The sequence below is a fragment of the Nostoc sp. genome, from assembly GCF_036916655.1.
GTDB lineage: Bacteria > Cyanobacteriota > Cyanobacteriia > Cyanobacteriales > Nostocaceae > Nostoc.
This window is the reverse complement of record NZ_JBALFY010000070.1, coordinates 119,480-139,430: the sequence shown is the minus strand read 5'-3', so window position 1 is coordinate 139,430 and position 19,951 is coordinate 119,480. Positions and strand designations below refer to the sequence as shown.

Sequence of the window (19,951 nt, the reverse complement as noted above, 5' to 3'; positions counted from 1 at the left end):
ACAATCTGGATGCTTTCAACATAGTTGCGATTCCAGATGGGTTCGAGAAAAGAGTTGGCAAACCGAAAATAGAGTAAATTCAGCAGTGGTTCTTTACCCAGGTAATGGTCGATGCGATAGATGGATGATTCGGGAAAAACTGATGCCAGAATTTGATTTAACTCACGTGCTGATTTCAAATCCCGTCCAAATGGTTTTTCAATTACCACTCGCGCATTTTTAGCACAGCCTGATTCGCCCAATCCTGACACTACTTGTGCAAACAAGCTCGGTGGAATTGCCAAATAGTAGAGGGGATGAGTAGCATTACCAAGGGCTTGACGTAATTTTTCGTAAGTTTCTGGTTTGTTGTAGTCACCGGCAACGTACTGGAGTAGTCCAGAAAGTTTCTCAAATGCATCTTCATCTATACCACCATGATGTTCTAAGCTATCACGTGCCCTTTCCCTAAGTTGATCCGTCGTCCAAGATCGTCCGGCAACCCCAATCACTGGGACATTGAGATTGCCCCGTCGTACCATTGCCTGAAGGCTGGGGAAGATTTTCTTGTAGGCCAAGTCACCTGTTGCCCCAAAAAATACCAGTGCGTCTGAATCAGGAGTTCCCATGACTAACCTCTTTAAGAATTAGCTTTTTCATCATACCCGCCAAACTGATAGCGTATGGCTGACAAAAGTTGATCGGCAAAGTCTGCCTCCCCACGCGAGTTAAAACGAGCAAAGAGTCCGTAACTTTTCACCGGAGTTGGCACAGATTCGTCAATTGCTGCGATCGCACTCCAGCGCCCTTTGCCAGAATTTGATACACGACCACCAAACTCTTCTAAATTGCGGCTTGTCAGTAAGGCGATCGCTGTCAAATCCAATAGCCAGGAAGCAATTACACTATCCTGCCGCCAGACTTCGGCAACATCTGCCAAATTAAAGTCATACTGATAATAACCTAAGTTGCTAGTTACAAAAATGCCTGCTTTAATGTGAAGGCAAAGATAAAAGCTCTTAGCTTCAGTAAAAAAGCTTTCATAGTCACTGCATGGATTGATTTAGGGAACTTCTGAGTAATGAGACTGAAAACTGTCTCAATAGACTCATCCGCAAAAAGGAAATGCTTGCTGTAACTGAACTTGACGGATTTAGTTGGGGACAGCGATCGCTATCTTAGTCTACGATAAAAATTGGGGTTTTCAGGCATTATGGGACAACAAATTAAAATTAAGGGATATGTCTATTTTGACAATGCTTTTTACTATAAAGAGTGAAATTATCATGCTGATATTCAGCACAAGTTTTTACACAAAATAATCATGTTTTTACTGGTAGTTGAAGAAAAGACACTATACTCTGCGTCAAGAGAGTGAGTTTTGGGAAAAAACAAAATCATAAAGTCTGCATTATTACAAGTATATTAATAAAACTTTGCATTGTGTCCTATTTTGCACCTATCCCGATTGTACTCCCACAATGTTTACAGTACGACAAATGCTTATAAGTAAGATTATGACAGTTTTGGCATTCAACGTCTTGATAATAACCGCAGTGCGGACAGTAAGTATCAAGATGTCGAATTTTCTTGGCACAATTGACACAGCGTGATTTTTGAACTCTGTTAGCTGCCTGGACTTTGACATTGAAGACAAATTTTTGAAAAAACTGGATAATTCCAAAGCCAATAATTGGAATCAGTAAGATATAAATATAATTGATTAGGAAAAGTAAACCACCAAAAAGGGCGCTAACTATATCAAAGAAGAATCTAAATATTACACCTATTTGGAGAAATTCAAATATTTTAACAATTAGTGGGATAAAAAAGATAACTAGCAAATGCCAGCTAATTAGCGAGACAAGTCCATATCCTCTTCTTTGGGTAAAATTGTGAACTGATAAGGCAATGAGAATCAGTGGTAAAAGAAAAAGAGACTGAAAAGTAAGCTGGATACTTGGATACCAAAATGATGCCTGCTGATAACCTTTTTGAACTTCTTGGAATTGATTAGTATCTTTAAGAAAGGTTAAAAAACTAATACTTTCTGGTTTGGTAAGTAGTTCATTTTTAAGAGTAGAAATTTCTTGTTTCAGGGTAGAGATTTGGCGATTATTTTGCTCTAATGTCTGTTTAGCTTTTTCCGCACTAACCTGATTAATTGATTGTTCGCGTCCCTGACCTGCAATTTTTTCTAATAACGTTGAGTCATATTGGGATTTAATAGTGCTATTGGTTTGTTCAAGCCTACTAATTCTTGCTTGTTCCCGATCAATAGTTTTAATAATTTCCTGCTTTTCAGGATTGTTAAGCTTATCTTTATAGTCTGCATATTGCAGGCAAGTTTTAGAAACCTTACCTAAATGTCCTACTTCAACTTGCTGATAGTTTCGCTGAAAACTGAGTTGATTGTTCGGGTTATATGGCAATGAAAGTCTAACAATTTCATAGTCTTTATCTTTAGTGGTTTTTGTCTGATAATTTTGCCACTCTGAATAACATGGATAAGCTGCGGTTGGACTAATATGCCATCTGCTGATATCATCAATTCCTGTAAAGACATTAATCAAGATAAAAATATCAATTATAATAATCACAACCAAACTTACTTTATTCAGTGGTTCGTTGTTGATTGTCCTTGATTTACTAAAAAATTGACTCAAAATTCGGCGAATTCTGGCAAACATATTGTCTTTTCAATAAATGGAAATTCAATCCGAATCAATTTTATCTGATCCGTAGTCAGGAACTAAACAAAAATACATCGATTCATCTGAAGATTTGTTAATTGCTTTGTATAATCAGGGGGTTCATGTTGCCCACCCCATAAGAATTTGATTTAATTCAATTTAGATGTTTTTCAATTTCATCACGAAAACATCCAAGAGATCACTGATGCTATAAAATTAAAATTTTTACACAATATAAGGTAATAAATACTTAATCTCAATCAGTATGGGATTGATTGTGGTGCTTCTGCTGGTTAGCTTATCGCTTGTCTTAATCAAAGTGTGGTCATCTCAACCACGGGGCAATGTTTCTAAGCCATACTTCAGCGATCCGAAAAACAGAAAACTGCAAAAACGTTTACTTATTTTACTTAACGGTGATTTGACAACAGCCGAACGATTACTTAAACAGCAGCGCCAGAAGCATCAGGGTCAATCGGATACATGGTATTTGGAGAAAGTGATTTATGACTTGGAACGCGATCGCCGTTACTAAAATTCACAACACAAGAAGGGCGATCTTTGAATACGTTCTAGGGGCGCACAGCTAGCTATGCGCCCCTAATGAAACCTATTTAGCAGCGAAGTAGGCTTCTAATGCCTCAGAGCCACCAATTAATTTACCATCGATAAACACTTGGGGAACTGTTGTCGCACCTGTAACCGCTCGTAACGAGCGTGTGGTGATATCTTTGCCCAAGGTAATTTCTTCATAGTTAATGCCATGTTCCTTGAGCATCGTTTTAGCGCGCGCACAGAAGGGACAACCAACTTTCGCAAACAGGGAAACTACTTCGGGCTTCACTGCTTGGGGGTTGATGTATCTGAGGATTGTCTCAGCATCGGACACCTTAAAGGGATCTCCCGGCTCTTCTGGTTCAATAAACATCTGGTTAATTACGCCATCTTTAACCAGCATAGAATAGCGCCACGATCGCTTCCCAAACCCCAAGTCTGATTTATCTACTAGCAGACCCATACCTTCAGTAAATTCACCATTACCATCAGGAATTAGCGTGACATTTTCTGCTTCTTGATCCTTGGCCCATTCGTTCATCACAAAGGCATCATTCACAGAAATACAGATAATGTCATCGACACCATTTTCTTTGAAAACCGGAGCCAATTCGTTGTACCCAGGAAGATGAGTTGATGAACAAGTTGGGGTATAAGCACCTGGTAAAGAGAAGACAACCACTGTCTTATTAGCAAACAATTCATCAGTTGTCACATCCACCCACTGGTTATCCTTGCGAGTATGAAACGTGATATTAGGTACTCTTTGTCCTTGGCGATTGGGTAACATAATTTTGCTTGCCTTTAGTAATCAACTCCAGTCATAACCTATCATGGGAGAACTGGCACAATGTAACTATACAATTGGCTAAGAAACTTCATTAACGAATGGAGCGATAGCTGCTACAAATTCAGTAGTTGATTCATAAGGTAAAACATTACGCCCATTTATTTTTATACCTTGAGATTGAGGGAAACAAGCAAGATAGTGAGCCAAACGTTCATCTGGCGTTTCTTTTTTATTGTCTTGGCTAATACTCGATGCAGTTTCCCCCACAACTGTTAATGTTGGTTGCCCAATAGAGGTAATAAAACTAGTATAATCATCTCGCCAAAACCCTGCTAAAAAAGAAAACACTGCATGGCGACTAGCAAGATTTTCTGCACCTGCAATCAATGTATTTAACCACTCTGCATCTACAGCACTTTCAGAAGCAAAGAGTTGACGAGTCGAGAAAGAACGTAAAAATTTTGGGGTGCGTGCATAGCGATAAAAAGGATTTCCAAAAGGCGAATCTAAGACATTCCAAAGGAATTTTTCTTGCCATTTTGGTGATTTATTTGTCATCAAAGCCCACGGTGGCGGCCCAGCAAGTACCAGTCCAGCAATTAAATTTGATTCCTTTTGGACTAATTGGATCGCAACTGGCAATAAAGCACCTTGTACTACTATAATTACAGGTTTTTGCACTACTTCTTGTAAAAAGTACTGCAACTGTTCTGCCCAATCACTAGGAGTGTAAGCCAGATGAGGCATATCACTTTCACCGCATCCTAGTAAATCAGGGTTGTAAATTGAATTTCGTTGACCTCGATTATACCACTCGCGACAAAATCGCTGCCAAAATTGCCGCGATAATCCAACGCCAATCGGATGAATTAGCAGTAAGGGAATGCCCTCAGATGTTGTATTAATTGGTTGATGAACTTCGTAGGCACAACGATAATTCTGCCAACGATAAAACTGGCTAGGAGATGCTGTTAAATTGGTTGTTTTTGCTACAGCAGATGGTTGCATAATTCCTAGTTGTTAATACTTACTAAAAAATCATCTGTGGATGAATCAACTCGTATCCAGCTTCTTTGAGTTTTTCATTGGATACCCAAGCATTATATGGCCGGATACTCTTAACAGAAGTATCCCATTTAACCTTGGGTAAATTATGTTTTTCAAATAAGCTATCTAACAAGTCTCGGCTAGTAAGATGTGCATCATCAACTAAATTGTAAATCCCTTGTAAACGACGGTTACGGGCAAATTCTATCGCACCAACAATATCATCCAAATGAATCCAGTTTGTGATATCTTCGCCACTGCCCGGACGGGTTGTACCAGAGTATCTGCTAAATATCTTTACTAGTTCTCTGCCGGTTCCATAAATTCCTCCTAAGCGGAAGATACAAACACGGAGATATTCGCTAGATGCTGATAGCAATATCTCCTCTGTTTTTCTAAGAATTTGTGCATTTAAATTAGCGGGTGCAAGGGGTGTTTCTTCATCTACCCATACACCATTTCTGTCACCATAGACAGCATAGCTTCCTGTGTATATTAATTGTTTCACACTCTTATTTTGCTGCAAGCATGAAACTAAAGCTTGGGCAGTTTGTAGATAAGTCTCTTCATAAACTTCTCCACTTTTTGCACCAATGCTCAAAAGTACAACATCTTGATTGTGCAAAACTGATTTTAGACCATCTATGTCATTACCGCAGGTAACTATAACTCTTTGAGATACTGATTGTAGTGCAGGTAGACGCTCAGGAGAAGTTGTGGTTACGCTGACAACAAAATTCATATTTTGCTGCCAATATTGAGCAACTTTATAACCAACATAACCACAACCAATGATTGCAACATTCATGACAAATTAGACACAAATAAATTTAACTACTCATTGAGACAATATTCTCAATTAAAGCACTAGACGCAAATAAATTTAACAGTCCAGAGTTAATAGTCAATAGTTAATAGGATAGAAAATTTTACCTAATGACCAATGACCAATGACTATTTTGCTAATTCTTTCTCAATTATGGCAATTATTTCTGGTGAATTTGGCTGCACACTACTATTAAATCGAGCTACTACTTCACCTTGCCTATTAACTAAAAATTTTTCAAAGTTCCAAGCAACAGTTCCCGTTGGCTCAACGGCTTTGGTAAGTCGCTCATAAAGTGGATGCTGCTGTGAGCCTTTGGCATGAACTTTATCGAATAGTTCAAATGTAACACTATATTTACTAGTGCAGAATTGCACAATTTCTTCATTGCTTCCTGGTTCCTGCGCTCCAAAATCGTTACAAGGGAACCCCAAAATACGTAACCCTGCTTCTCTATACTTCTGGTTTAGTTTTTCTAACCCCTCGTATTGAGAAGTATAACCGCAGTAGGAAGCCACATTCACAATTAAGAGTACCTTACCGGTGTACTCGTTTAATTGTTTATCCTCACCGTTAATGGTCTTGACTGCAATATCCGAAATTGTGTTACTCATCTTGAATCTGATTTATAGGGAATATTGCCAAGTCTCCCATATTACAGGTACTCTAAACCCACTTTCTTTAAGGAAATTAAGTTTGTTGGCCTTCTTAACCCTACGATTCTGTTTAACTCAGAAGATGTCTTAAATGTAACAGACGATCTGATGATATGGTTTACCTGCTCGTGTTCCAGTTCTTTCAACCCGAATACAAGTACTTAACTCCAATCCAATACTTGTCGGTTAAGGGAAATAGAGTAAAGGGAAAGGAAAAGAAAAAACCTTTAGGGAGCATCCTAAATGTCTAATTTCTATCAAATCCAGGTGATAAATTGTCATTGCCTACTCCTTCTTGTAAAGTTGGGTAAGAAGCGACAGCGTAGTGTTCGCAATGAAAAAATATGTTCTTGCAAAATTGGAATGCTCCCAACCTCTAACTTTTTCCCCCTACTACTGATTTGTCGTAAAATGCCATTAGGGGGGATATTTATGTTACCAAATCCACAATTCTGATTAACTGGATAATACTCCGGTAATACTCGTCAATTCCATAATTTTCTCAAACTGAAAATCGTGAGCCAAATTCTTGATGAAATTTATTAATACAGCATTCTCAGAAGGGATTTGCTCAATCAATTCTAAAATCAAATCATCACTACATTGGGCTGCGGCAGTATACAGATTTTTCACCCATTCTGGTGACATGGCAGATAATAGAGTCACTAAATCGGTGAGCGTCAACATTAATTTTGATCCTTCTTCTTTTGGGTTTGTTAGCTGATAGCTTTCTTCTTGGTAAATATATTGAACTCCTAAATATTCGCTTAATTTTTCTAGTAATTGTTCTTCACGGAAAGGTTTATTAATATAATCATCACAACCTGCTTTGATCATCGCTTCTCGTTGTTCTTCAAAGGCATTGGCAGTTAAAGCAATAATAATAGTTGTGCGATTTGGGATTGAGGTTGCTTCCCTAGTTTTAATAATTCTTGTGGCTTCATAGCCGTCCATAATCGGCATCCGCATATCCATTAAGATTAAGTGTGGTTGCCATTTCTGCCAAAGTGCGATCGCTTCAGTACCGTTTACTGCTTCCTGGACTGCAAAACCAATGGATGTCAGAATTTTCACTAGTACTAAACGGCTATCTGTGGCGTCATCAACTACTAAAATGCGGTATTCGCTTTGAGCGGGAGCTAAACTAATAACTTGACATCTAGTTTTTTTGACCTGGATTTCGCTAGCTGTGGCGAGATTAATTTGAATATCAAAAGCAAATTTACTTCCCTCGTCAATAGTACTGGCGACGCTAATACTTCCCCCCATTAGTTCCACGTATTTGCGGCTAATTGCTAAACCTAGTCCTGTTCCCTGTTGCGATTTTCTTCCGGTTTCAGTTTGCCCAAAAGCTTCAAACAATAGGTCAATTTCTTGTGGCGCAATCCCGCGACCGGTATCTTGTACCTCGAAGATTAGGGATTGGGGATTGGGGATTGGGGAAGGTGGGGCCCCCTCTGGGGATAAGAGGTAATGGGGATTAGGGATTAGGGATTGGGGATTGGGTATTGGGCATTGGGGATTAATTATTCCCCTCCGCTCCCCTGCTCTACTGCCCCAGTCCCCAGTCCCCAGTCCCCACTCCCCACTCCCCATCCCCACCCGCAACGTCACCCTTCCAGTATCGGTAAATTTGATGGCATTTCCCAGGAGGTTAAGTAAGACTTGACGCAGTTTACTTTCATCAGCTTGGATGTATTGAGGAAGACGAGATGTATATTCAAAGACTAATTCTAATCCTTTGGAGGTGGCACGGAAACGCAACATTTCTTCGAGGTTTTCCAAGAGGCGAATTAAGTCAAAACTGTTGAGATTTAATGTTATTCTGCCGGCTTCGATTTTAGACATTTCCAAAATGTCGTTGATTAAGTTGAGGAGATGTTCGCCAGCACGATTGATGATTGCTAGATTTTGCTGATGTTCAGTGGATAAAGTATGATCGTGGCTCATGACTTGGGTAAAACCAAGGATGGCGTTAAGTGGGGTACGCAGTTCGTGGCTCATGTTGGCGAGGAATTCGCTTTTGGCACGGTTAGCGGCATCAGCAATGATTACTGCTTCTTGCAATGCTTGTGACTGTCTTTGAGTTTGCGCCAGCAATTGTGCCTGCTGTAGTGCAACACCCAATTGATTGCCAATTTGAACCACGATGTTGATCTCTTCTGGTTTCCATTGGCGGGAATCGGAATTTTGATAACTCGCCAGTAATCCCCAAAGCTGACTACCATACAAAATAGGGACAATAATGTAGGCTTTGGCTTGAAAGCGCTCTAAAAGGTTGATATAAGTAGGATGAAATTCAGCCTTGTAAATGTCTGGGACACAGAGGAAACTTGTACCTGCGGTTGCTTGTAGATCGGCATCTTCTACTGGATTACCTGCAATATCCAAAATTTTTGCTAGGCAATGGCCATCTTGTAAAACACCCTCTGTGAGATCGGGATGATTGTTGTGTTCTTCTATGAGAGAAATCCAACCATTACCCACCGACTCGGAGACAAATTCGCCATTCCAGTGGGGATTGAAACGATAGACAACAACCCGATCGCAGTTGAGTACTTGCCGTAATTCTTCGGTTGTAGCTGCAAATATCGTCTCTAGATCGAGTGTTTGGCGCATTCTTTGAATTACTTGGGCGATCGCTCTTTCTCTTTCTGCACTCTCACACAAGGCTTCTTCTGCTAACTTTCTCTCAGTAATATCTGTAATTGTACCAATATAGCCTTTGATTTCTCCATCATCTCCAAATTCTGGCAAAGCCTGACAAATTACCCAGACTACTGTAATATCATCACGCAAGAAGCGATGTTCATACTTATACGTTGACTTAGTGGCTCTTGCTTGATTCCATATCAAGAATAGCTGTTCGAGGTCTTCTGGATGTACAGCATTTGTCCAACCTTTCCCCAGAGACTTTTCTATAGTGTATCCAGTAATTTCACTCCAGCGTTGATTAAAATATAAAGCATTGCAATTCATATCAGTGTGAAATATACAGACCGGTGAGGCTTCTGCTAGAAGTTGATATCGTTGCTGACCTGATTGCAAAGCTAGTTCTGCCAATTTGCGATCGTTAATATCTGCCCAATAACCAACCCATTCGATGGGGAAATTAGCTTCGTCACGAATTAACCTCATCTTTTCGTAGAACCAGTGATAAGTTCCGTCAACGTGTAGCCAACGGTATTCATAAGAAATGTACTCCTGCTCAACAAAATGGGAAAATTTTTCCGAGATCAGTTCAATATCTTGGGGATGGACATGATGAAGCCAAAAACTGGAGTTATTGATAAATTCCTGCGCTTCGTAGCCCACCATTTCTTTAACGTTCTCACTAATAAAGGTAGTGCCAAAATCTTCTGATGTTTTGCTATAAATGACTACAGGGCTAGAGGTGAGCAGATATTGTAGGCGTTCGTTGGCTAAACGTAGTTCTTGTTCGACATGTTTGCGATAGCTAATTTCTACTAACACTGTGCCGACACCAGAGGGGCGATCGTCTTCACCAAGAATCGGAAAATAAGAAGCTAAAAAATGGCGGATAATATCTGGTTCTTTAATTGATGCGCCGCTTAATTCTTGATTAATAATGGGTTGACCAGTTAACAAAACCTGTTGATAAATTGGTTCCACTAGAGGGGCGATGTGAGGTAAAGTTTCATGGATAGTTTTACCAATATGAGCTTTCTGGGGTACTCCATTAATCTCCGCCAGCAGTTGATTAATTTGCACAAACCGCAGTTGTTTATCTAAAATGTTCATGCCGACGGGGGCACTGCTAAAAAAGGCATTGAGACGAGCTTCTCTGAGTGCTAATTCTTGTTCTAGGGTTTTGCGCTCAATCAACCCACCCAACTGAGCCGCAACAGCACTGACTAGCAAGAGTAAACGCCGATCTACCAATACTGGGCTACGTTTAAAAAATACTAAAACAGCTAATACTTGGCTTCCGGCCACTATGGGAACACCAAAACCAGCTTTTAATCCTACCTTGGCTGCTTGTTGCGATCGCAAAAAAATTGGCTCTGTAACTTTAGAAACATCTTCTATCCATTCTGGTTCCTCGTTTTGCCAAACTCTTCCTGGTAGTCCCACTCCCAGAGCAAATTTGATCGCTTGGCTTTGGCGGGAAAATTCTGCTAAACTACACTCCTCACTGTACCAACCTAGACTGTGTTTTAAAACAGTCCCATCTTCATCAGGTATCCACGCTTCACCAAAATCCCAGCCAATGGTGTGACAAATTAAGCGCAAAACTAATGCTAAGGCGCTTTTGACATTACTGGCGCGAGTAATAGCTTGGGTTGTCAACAGCAGTAAACGGCTTTCATTTTCTGCCTGCTTGCGTTCAGTAATATCTTTTGCTGTGCCCAGTATGTACCAACGCCCATCAATCTTAATCATTTCTGCACTCAACAGTGTTGTCCTGATTTCTCCTGTTGTAGTGCAGACATCAATCTCAAAGTTGCGGATGGCTTTTGCTTGTTGCAAGACGTGGGTGAGAAAATTATATTCTTCTGGATTCACCCAAAAATTTAATTCTTCATCGGTGCGATCGATCACCTGAGAACGAGAATAACCAAAAAACCGACAAAAGCTGTCGTTAACTTCAATATAGCGTTTGTTGCGAACCGTAATTAAGGCAATTGGATCGGGAGATGACCGAAAAGCTGATGCTAACTTTTCTTCAGAAGCTCGTCGCGCTGCTTCTGCCCGTTGGCGTTCTTTTGCCTCCAACACCAAGGAGACTAAATTGCCCAAAGAGCGAGCAAAATTTTGGTCTTCTAGCGTCCAATGATGAGTAACTCCCACTGCCTCCATACATAAAACTCCTACAGTCTTACCCTCCAGCCTTATGGGTGTATCGAGTACAGAGGTAACATTTAATTTTAAGTAACATGCAACAAATTCTCTAGTTCTGGGATCGTTATAGGCATCATCTGTAGCGATTGGTTGGTCTTGTTGCAAAGCTGCAAAATAAGCTGGATAGTCTGCTGCTGATAAGGAAAGTCCTTGACTGTGTTGATTGCAACTACCTTCAAATAGATCGAAACACTGGATTTTCATGCCTGTTTTGTCATATAGCCAGACGCTAGCTCGTTCCATCCCAATATTCTTGACAGCTGCTTCTGTGATTTTACTTAAAGCTGTTTTTAAATCACCCTGATAAAGTGTCTGATTTTGTGCCAATTGCGTGAGGACTAGGTTATGGTTGCGGAGCTTAATTGCACTTTCTCGGAGTAATTTTTCCACTCCTCGACGCTGCGTAATATTACTAGCAGTGCCAGTTATGCCTATAACTTGACCTTCTTCGTTGCGTAATGCGATCGCATTAAACATTAGATAAAGTAAAGTACCATCTTTAGCAACACAGGTAGCTTCATGTTGAAAGATCGACTTTCCCTGAAGAACCCCCTCAAACGCTACTTTATCTTCAGCAACTTGTGTAGGCGAGATGAAATCAGTCAAGACACGCCCGATCATTTCTTGGGGTTCATAGCCATAAATCTGTTTGACTGCTGGGTTGACAAAGGTAATTAGTCCATTAATGTCCACCGACCAGATCATATCCTGAGATGTTTCTACCAAGTGCCGATACTGAATTTCACTCTTCTTCAGGGCAGCTTCGACTACAAGGCGTTCGCTTTGGTAAACTTCTCTACAAATGGCTTTGCTAAGGCTAACGGGAATTTCTTTAAAAATATCTTCTATTTGTCTGTCACGAATATTTAACTTAACTGCAACCAGTTGACGCTCTTTAATCTCCTGTTGCAGTTGAGCATTTTGCTCTTTTAATTGTTGTTTCAGCCTTTGGATAGTGAGTTGATTGTGTACTCGTAATAAAACTTCTCTAGTTTTAAATGGTTGACAAATATAGTCAATATTGCCTAAATCGAAAATATCGGTTCTTTCAAAAAAATCATCTAAATCACCGAAAAAAATTATCGGCATCTCTTGAGTTTTATCGTTAGCTTTCAACCTTTGACAAACTTCATAACCATCCATCTCCTGCATGAGAAAATTTAGCAAAAGCAAGTCAGGAGGAGAAGCAAGCGCCGTATTAATTGCCAATTGCCCAGAAATAACACTTTGCACCTGATAACCTTGGTGTTGAAGGATGTCTGATAAAAAATGTAAATTCTCTAAGTTGTCATCAACTAATAAAATTTTGATTTTTTGAGCATCCATATCAGTTCCTAAGTTAATTTTCAATCAAGAATAATTTGTTGAATCAAACTGAACATGAAATTAGAAAGCAAAACTCTATCACCAGATTGTAAATAAAATCATCGTTCCTTACCACCATACTTCAGCATCAGGTGGATAGAAAAATTTCAGATTAAGCAAGAGAACTTGTGAATACTGCCAAATCTCTGTGACGCAAGAAGAGCGAAATACAAAAATACAACAACGCGGACATTGCCCATACACGAATGGCACTAAGTTAAGATGCAGCCCTTCCCCCAACTGGTTCCCCCGAATTTCTCACGCATAGTGTGGGAAGTGTGGGGAGTGTCGGGGGGGGAAGAAGTCTTACTCCCCACACCTCCCACACCCCTTGGATTTCTCACACGTGAGAAATCCAGGTTTCCAACCTCCAGGCTGGGGACGAGGCTACATAAGTCTTTGGGCTTTTCTTCGTGCCATTGCCCACACACCTTGTTTATTTAATGGTTTCGCATTCACTGCTTGTTCTTTTCCATTTACAGCAAGCTACGTGCAGTGTATCTATCGACACAATATCAGCAGCTTTAGCCCTTAGTATTGGCTAGAGCTTCTGACTACAAACGAATGTAATTAAATTTACATTACGTAACGCAGTTTAATTTATTATTGCATACTTACTTTGATATCAGCTATTCTCAAGATTTTCATCCTTTTTTTCTTTGATACGGTAAATCCAACCGATGCTTGTACGGTTTACCCAACTGTTTTGAGATTTTGATTTTATTAAATTACTTACTAGAGAGAAGAAATAAAGCTCCTCTCAAAAAAACTAGAGGTTCGATAATTACTTAAATATCTGAAACTTCTAGATACCTCTAAAACTTTGTTTGATTACCCAAAATTGAATTAGAAAGTTAAGGAGAGATTGAAATATGGCACTCATTCGTTGGGAACCATTCCGTGAAATTGAGATTCTGCGTCGTCAAATGGATCAACTATTCTCTGATCTGACAGTCGCCGAGCGCGGCAACTCTGAAATTTCTCCATCATCGAGAACAGCATGGGTTCCTGCTGTTGAATTACATGAGAATGGTTCCGAGTTGCTATTAAAAGTTGAGATTCCAGGCGTTGAAGCTAAAGACCTGGATGTTCAAGTCACTCAAGATGCAGTTTCGATTGTTGGCGAGCATCGTTACGAAAAGCAATCCCAATCTAACGCTAAAGTTCATTCTGAATTCCGGTATGGCAAGTTCACGAGAGTAATAGCTCTACCAACCAAAGTTCAGAATCAACAAGTTAAGGCAGACTTGAAAGATGGGATTTTAATTTTGACTTTACCCAAACTTGAGCAAGAGCAAAGCAAGGTATTCAAAGTCAACTTAGGTCAATCTCAAAGTGCTACAGCTTCTATCGAAGCCGGCAATGCTAACACACAACCCAAAATTACATCATAATAAAGCGTTCAAATTGCGTAAATTTTAATAGAAACCCCAGCTAAATTTATTAGCTGGGATTTTTCTTTTTTGACTCAGAATTGTTTCGGCAAATTCAGTAAGAGGGTACTATTCCTCTTGCACATCAACCCAGATGCTACCTTCTTCCACACGAATTGGAAATACTGGTAGTGCTTTTGGTTGTGAAACTAACGAGAGTACCTTACCTACACCAGGGGGCCAAGAACACCAATCTTTAACCTCACCAGTCCGCAGGTCAAAAGCACTGCGATGGAAAGAACAAACAATTGCCCCACTTTCGGTTATTTTCCCACTTTTCAGGGGTAATTTTAAGTGAGGACAGGTATTATCTACAGCATAAAGCTGATTTTCGTGATTCAAAAGCAGAATTTTCCGATCGCCAACTTTCACTACTTCTCGCGCACCTGGGGAAAGTGCTTCGACTGCCAGAACTTTAGTCCAACTCATTCGGTTCTCCTCTCCTAACATCTCTGCTTTCAGTTTCCCGCAATTGTTACCAATGCGATCGCCTTTCAGCACCAGAGAGTGGAGAAGGATAAAGTTAACAGATCGCCAACTTTTCCCAAAAGAGCGATTATTGGGGAAATGCAAAAACTATAAAATCTTACATCAAATTCTTCTTTTACACTGAATAAACTTATTTCTGGGTAAACTAAATAAAGCACTGACTGTCCCGGCATCATAAGGCTTGTGGGTTCTCAAAGACAATTTGAAGGGATATAAAAAATGATTAAGACAAGTTACGAATTTGACCAGTCTATCCTCCCCGCAGGATCTTCATTAAAGACTAATATTTTGCTACGTTTTCGTGTTGACATAGCTGAATCTCCCCGACGTAACCTTAACCTTTCTCTTGTAATTGACCGTTCCGGCTCTATGGCAGGCGCGCCCTTGCATCACGCCCTAAAAGCTGCTGAGTCTGTAGTAGATCAACTTGAGCCTGATGACATTCTCTCAGTAGTTGTTTACGACGATGAAGTGGATAGCGTTGTGCCACCCCAGCCTGTAACTAACAAAGCTGCACTCAAAAATTCTATCCAAAAGGTGAGAGCAGGCGGTATTACCAATTTATCGGGCGGATGGCTCAAAGGCTGTGAACACGTAAAAGCGCAACTCGATCCGCAAAAAATCAATCGGGTTCTGTTGCTTACTGATGGTCACGCCAATATGGGCATTCAAGACCCCAAAATACTGACGGCGACATCGGGGCAAAAAGCTGAGGAAGGCATTATCACGACTACCTTAGGTTTTGGTCAGGGTTTCAATGAAGACCTGTTGATCGGGATGGCAAGGGCTGCTACGGGCAACTTCTACTTCATTCAGAGCATCGATGAAGCAACCGAAGTGTTTAGTATTGAGTTAGACAGTCTCAGAGCAGTAGTAGGACAGAACCTCAAGGTAACATTGGAATTGGCTGATGGTGTCAGCCTGGTTGATACCTTAAGTCTGGCTAAAGTTAGCCAAAATAATGCCAGTCAACCTGTCCTCACCTTGGGAGAACTGTATGAAGGTGAAGATAAACTCCTTGGTTTAAGTTTAGCGATCGCTAGCGCTAAAGTTGGTGATTTACCTGTGATGAAACTGCATTACAGCGCCGATGTTGTCCAAGATGATGTTATTCAAAATATCTCAGGTACAGCAGATGTCATCGCCAAAATTGGCACTGTTGAGGAAGCTGCTTTTGCCTCTACCAGCCAGATCATTCTTGAACTGAGTCGCCTCACCATCGCGAAAGCCAAAGAGACTGCCCTTAGTCTTGCTGAACATGGTAAGCATCAGGAAGCGGAAGAAATCCTCCGTGACCTTGTGAAAGATTTGCGAGATAAAGGGTTAAACGAGAATTTTGAAATAGCTGAAGAGATCGATCAGCTTGAGTATTTCGCAGGTCGAATCGCCCAAAAAGCTCTAGGCAATGCCGGACGCAAAGAGATGCGCGATCAGACTTACCAAACGATGACGCGCAATCGCAGCGATTTAGTAGGTCGCGGTGTGACTGCTGGCGATGAAGTGTATGCAATGCCGATTGTCAATGAAGTCGGTTCAGGTGTTGAATTGCACTGCGTTCGTGAAGGGGGTAAACTACGGGTGAAAGTCGTGTCTGATGGCTACGATTCCACCAAGAACGTCCAGTTTCCCCGGGCCATTCGTGCCGAGGGGGCACGCTATGTTGTTGAAGGATTGGAACCTTCAAGCGATGCCACTTTCTACCGTGTACGTGGTGATATCACCCGTTTTGCTCAACCCGGTCAAACAGATATTTTCGTTGCCCCTAGACAATCGAATTTCACTAACACAGGTAAAGCTTCCAAAGGCCCCGCCAGTGCCGCCGATCTTCCCTCAACTGATAGTGTCGGGGACAATATTTTAGTTCAGTGTGTTAAAGATGGCAGTAAGCTACGTGCGAGGGTAGTTTCCGACGGATATGAACCAGATTGGAACATGCGTTTTCCGCGATCGGTTCGGGAAGAAGGAATGCTTTACGTCGTTGATGAAGTCAAAACCGCACCCGATGGCAAGTCTTATATTGCCTGTGGTGAAATTAAGCGATTTGTTCAAGGGACTTCCAAATAAAAAAATATCCAATTCACTCTTGTGGGGTGGGCATCTTGCCCGCCATACAGACTGGGCTATCGTGTCGCCCACCCCACAAAATAGGATAATTTATTTCTTGGAGTTCCCCAACCAACTTGAATTGGGGAGCCGAGAAGAAGCAAGGGAGAAGAGTTTTCCTCTGCACCTCTGCCTCTTCTAACGCCCAATCCTTAAAATATGCCAAGTAAATATGCCTTAGCCGACTGAGACTGTCAGGATCAGAGAGTAAAGAGTAAAAGGCAATCTATTTTGACTTTTAACCTTCTCCTTTTGTTCAACTTTCCACAACGGGAGGTTTAATCTTGACTAAATTAAAAGTCGGTATCAATGGCTTCGGTCGAATCGGGCGACTTGTGCTTCGGGCTGGTCTCGATAATCCCAACATTGAGTTTGTGGGCATTAACGACCTAGTACCACCAGATAACCTCGCTTATCTATTAAAGTACGACTCAACCCACGGTAAATTAAAGCACAAGGTTGAAGCCAAGGAAGACGGCATCCTGATTGACGGACATTTCATTCCTTGTGTGTCAGTTAGGAATCCCGCCGAGTTACCTTGGGGAAAATTAGGTGCAGATTATGTGGTGGAATCTACGGGACTCTTCACTGACCATGAAGGAGCCGCAAACCACCTGAAGGCAGGTGCGAAGCGAGTGATAATTTCCGCTCCCACCAAAGATCCAGATAGAGTTGCTACCCTGTTGATGGGTGTTAATCATCACCTGTTTGACCCTAGCAAAGATATCATTGTCTCCAATGCTAGCTGCACTACAAACTGTCTAGCTCCCATTGCTAAGGTCATTAATGACAACTTTGGGTTGACTGAAGGGTTGATGACCACAGTTCATGCTATGACTGCCACTCAGCCAACTGTAGACGGCCCCAGCAAAAAAGACTGGCGGGGTGGTCGAGGTGCATCTCAAAATATTATTCCTTCTTCCACAGGTGCAGCTAAAGCCGTAGCACTGGTTTTACCAGAATTAAAGGGTAGGTTAACTGGTATGGCATTACGAGTTCCGACTCCTGATGTCTCTGTAGTTGATTTAACTTTTAAAACTGCCAAAGCCACCAGCTACAAGGAAATCTGTGCTGCTATGAAAGAGGCTGCCGCAGGTTCACTAGCAGGTATTTTGGGCTACACGGATGAAGAGGTAGTTTCCACAGATTTTCAAGGCGATACCCATTCCAGTATCTTCGACGCCGGTGCTGGGATTGAGTTGAATTCTAACTTCTTCAAGGTAATTGCCTGGTATGACAACGAGTGGGGTTACTCAAATCGCGTGATTGACCTGATGTTGTCTATGTCACAGAAGGAAAAACTCGCCCCGATCGCGGCTGTGGTTTGATTAGTCATTGGGAATTGGGCATAGGGCATGGGGCATAGGGCATTCTTGATGAAGTTTCTTCCCCAGTCCCCAGTCCCCAATTTGGGATTTGGGTCAGATGGTAAATACCCTGAAAATAAAACGTAATCTAGTATCTTTTTTAGCAAATCAGTGATATGAAGCACGTGTAAATTTGGATGTTTTGGGCGATGTCTACGACGGGCTACGCCTACGCTCAAGGCATCCAAATTTGCAGGTTACTCCTCAACCCCCAATCCCTATGCGTCGAACCAAAATCATTTGTACTGTTGGGCCGGCTACATCTGCACCTGAAAAGCTGCAAGCCTTAGTAGAAGCTGGAATGAATGTAGCGCGGCTAAATTTTTCCCACGGAGCTTATGAATTCCACGCCCAAACGGCTCACTATCTCAGACAGATTAGCACTGATCGGCAAAAGCCAATCGCAATTATGCAAGACTTGTGTGGCCCCAAAATTCGCTTGGGAACTTTACCACCGGAAGGGTTAAATCTGGAAGCTGGTACTGAAGTCACTTTTGTTTTGCAAGAAAAGGGTGAGAGTATTGACGAAATACCTCTACCGTTGCCGACTTTGTTCGCAATGATGCGACCAGGCGAACCAATTTTAATTAATGATGGTCGCGTCAAGTTAATTGTCACCAATCGTGATGCCGATCGCATTCGGGCACAAGTAAAAATTGGCGGTTTAATTTCCACCCACAAGGGAGTGAACCTTCCCCAAACTCCTTTACCTGTCAGTTCCATCACCGAAAAAGACTTACTGGATCTCCGCTTTGGCATTCAGTTGGGTGTAGACTGGGTAGCGGTGTCCTTTGTGCGATCGCCACAAGACTTAGAACCCGCCAGACGAATGATTGAAGCCGCTGGTGCTTCGATTCGTTTAATTGCCAAAATCGAAAGAGCAGAGGCAGTCGAGGAATTTGACTCCATTTTGAAGGTCGCCGACGGCATCATGATTGCCCGTGGCGATTTAGGCGTAGAAATGCCCATTCATGAAGTCCCTCTGATTCAAAAAGATATAACTCGCCGTTGTAATCATGCTGGTAAACCGGTGATTACAGCCACGCAAATGCTAGAGTCAATGATTAGTTCTCCCGACCCCACCCGCGCCGAGGCAACGGATGTTGCCAACTCTATCCTCGATGGTACGGATGCAGTAATGCTTTCTGGTGAAACAGCTGTCGGACAATATCCCGTCGCCGCTGTCCAGATGATGCACAATATTGCTGTGCGGACAGAACAGGCTCTAGATGAAGGTAGCAGACATTCCTGGTGTCATGAGGCAGGCAGTCTCAGCGTCACCGAATCTGTGGCAGAATCGGTATGTCGCATCGCTTATGAAACAGGCTCACGAGCAATTCTCTGTAACACTTCTTCAGGGAGTACAGCAAGAATGGTGTCTAAATACCGCCCAACTTCTCCGATTATTGCCCTAACCTCTGACATTACTGCTTATCGCCAGCTAGCCCTTTCTTGGGGTGTGGAACCTTTACTGATTCCACCAGTTCACAATGCCGAAGAGATGTTTACCAATGTCGTGAACACAGTTGTAGATATGGGTTTAGCAAATAAGGGCGATAAAGTGGTAATTACCTCTGGCGTTCCAATTGGTAAATCAGGAACAACTAGTTTAATCAAAGTGCATTCCATTGGACAGCCAATTTCGGCATAAGGCACTTAGAATAGGGCTGTGGCTCTGAATAGTAAGCAAACTTGGGCAATGATTCCAAAACAGAATTGAAGGGACTGGGGACTAGGGATTGGGCGCTGGGCACTGGGAAAGAGAATAATAACTCCTAACTCCTA

13 protein-coding genes and 2 pseudogenes are annotated in these 19,951 nt (G+C 41.7%); 5 read left to right on the top strand and 10 right to left on the bottom strand.

The window, feature by feature from the left end; translation table 11 throughout:
- The 4 genes and pseudogenes from V7L31_RS20770 to V7L31_RS20760 form a co-directional block, all read right to left on the bottom strand.
- Positions 1–608, bottom strand: a pseudogene (locus V7L31_RS20770) (glucose-6-phosphate dehydrogenase); the annotation flags it as partial.
- Between the two features lie 11 nt (positions 609–619).
- A complete protein-coding gene (locus V7L31_RS20765) occupies positions 620–919 on the bottom strand; it encodes a hypothetical protein (protein ID WP_334697996.1) in 300 nt (99 codons plus the stop codon).
- 35 nt (positions 920–954) lie between these two features.
- Positions 955–1,083: pseudogene (locus V7L31_RS32665) on the bottom strand (IS982 family transposase); the annotation flags it as partial.
- Between the two features lie 344 nt (positions 1,084–1,427).
- Entirely contained in the window at positions 1,428–2,669 is a 1,242-nt protein-coding gene (locus V7L31_RS20760) for a hypothetical protein (protein ID WP_334697995.1), read from the bottom strand.
- Positions 2,670–2,937: 268 nt separating this feature from the next.
- On the opposite strand from V7L31_RS20760, the gene V7L31_RS20755 reads away from it, so the two are divergent.
- The gene (locus V7L31_RS20755; RefSeq protein ID WP_334697994.1) at positions 2,938–3,207 is read left to right on the top strand and encodes a hypothetical protein; all 270 of its coding nucleotides are present in this window, start codon (positions 2,938–2,940) and stop codon (positions 3,205–3,207) included.
- A 75-nt stretch (positions 3,208–3,282) separates the two neighbouring features.
- Here the strand turns inward: V7L31_RS20755 and V7L31_RS20750 are convergent, their stop codons facing one another.
- From V7L31_RS20750 to V7L31_RS20730, 5 genes are all read right to left on the bottom strand, one after another.
- On the bottom strand, positions 3,283–4,017 hold the full coding sequence (locus V7L31_RS20750) for a glutathione peroxidase (RefSeq protein WP_334697993.1): 735 nt from the start codon (positions 4,015–4,017) through the stop codon (positions 3,283–3,285).
- A gap of 78 nt (positions 4,018–4,095) precedes the next feature.
- Positions 4,096–5,025, bottom strand: coding sequence for an alpha/beta fold hydrolase (locus tag V7L31_RS20745; RefSeq protein ID WP_334697992.1), 930 nt, complete (start codon positions 5,023–5,025; stop codon positions 4,096–4,098).
- Positions 5,026–5,047: 22 nt separating this feature from the next.
- Positions 5,048–5,872 carry an SDR family oxidoreductase gene (locus V7L31_RS20740; protein WP_334697991.1) on the bottom strand — a complete coding sequence of 275 codons (825 nt, stop codon included), beginning with the start codon at positions 5,870–5,872 and terminating at the stop codon, positions 5,048–5,050.
- 146 nt (positions 5,873–6,018) lie between these two features.
- Positions 6,019–6,504 (bottom strand): glutathione peroxidase, encoded by a 486-nt coding sequence (locus V7L31_RS20735; protein ID WP_334697990.1) that lies wholly within the window; start codon positions 6,502–6,504, stop codon positions 6,019–6,021.
- Positions 6,505–7,002: 498 nt separating this feature from the next.
- Complete coding sequence (locus V7L31_RS20730) at positions 7,003–12,735, bottom strand: PAS domain S-box protein (protein WP_334698002.1); 5,733 nt, start codon at positions 12,733–12,735, stop codon at positions 7,003–7,005.
- Positions 12,736–13,646: 911 nt separating this feature from the next.
- Between V7L31_RS20730 and V7L31_RS20725 the strand changes: the two genes are divergently transcribed.
- On the top strand, positions 13,647–14,168 hold the full coding sequence (locus V7L31_RS20725; RefSeq protein ID WP_334697989.1) for an Hsp20/alpha crystallin family protein: 522 nt from the start codon (positions 13,647–13,649) through the stop codon (positions 14,166–14,168).
- Between the two features lie 108 nt (positions 14,169–14,276).
- Here the strand turns inward: V7L31_RS20725 and V7L31_RS20720 are convergent, their stop codons facing one another.
- Positions 14,277–14,636, bottom strand: a complete 360-nt coding sequence (locus tag V7L31_RS20720) for a Rieske (2Fe-2S) protein (protein ID WP_334697988.1) — start codon at positions 14,634–14,636, stop codon at positions 14,277–14,279.
- A gap of 279 nt (positions 14,637–14,915) precedes the next feature.
- Here V7L31_RS20720 and V7L31_RS20715 point away from each other — a divergent pair, with 279 nt between their 5' ends.
- From V7L31_RS20715 to pyk, 3 genes are all read left to right on the top strand, one after another.
- A complete protein-coding gene (locus V7L31_RS20715) occupies positions 14,916–16,760 on the top strand; it encodes a vWA domain-containing protein (RefSeq protein WP_334697987.1) in 1,845 nt (614 codons plus the stop codon).
- Between the two features lie 323 nt (positions 16,761–17,083).
- Positions 17,084–18,127 (top strand): type I glyceraldehyde-3-phosphate dehydrogenase, encoded by a 1,044-nt coding sequence (gap, locus tag V7L31_RS20710; protein ID WP_334697986.1) that lies wholly within the window; start codon positions 17,084–17,086, stop codon positions 18,125–18,127.
- A 259-nt stretch (positions 18,128–18,386) separates the two neighbouring features.
- Positions 18,387–19,817 carry a pyruvate kinase gene (pyk, locus tag V7L31_RS20705; protein ID WP_334697985.1) on the top strand — a complete coding sequence of 477 codons (1,431 nt, stop codon included), beginning with the start codon at positions 18,387–18,389 and terminating at the stop codon, positions 19,815–19,817.
- The last annotated feature ends 134 nt before the right edge of the window (positions 19,818–19,951 follow it).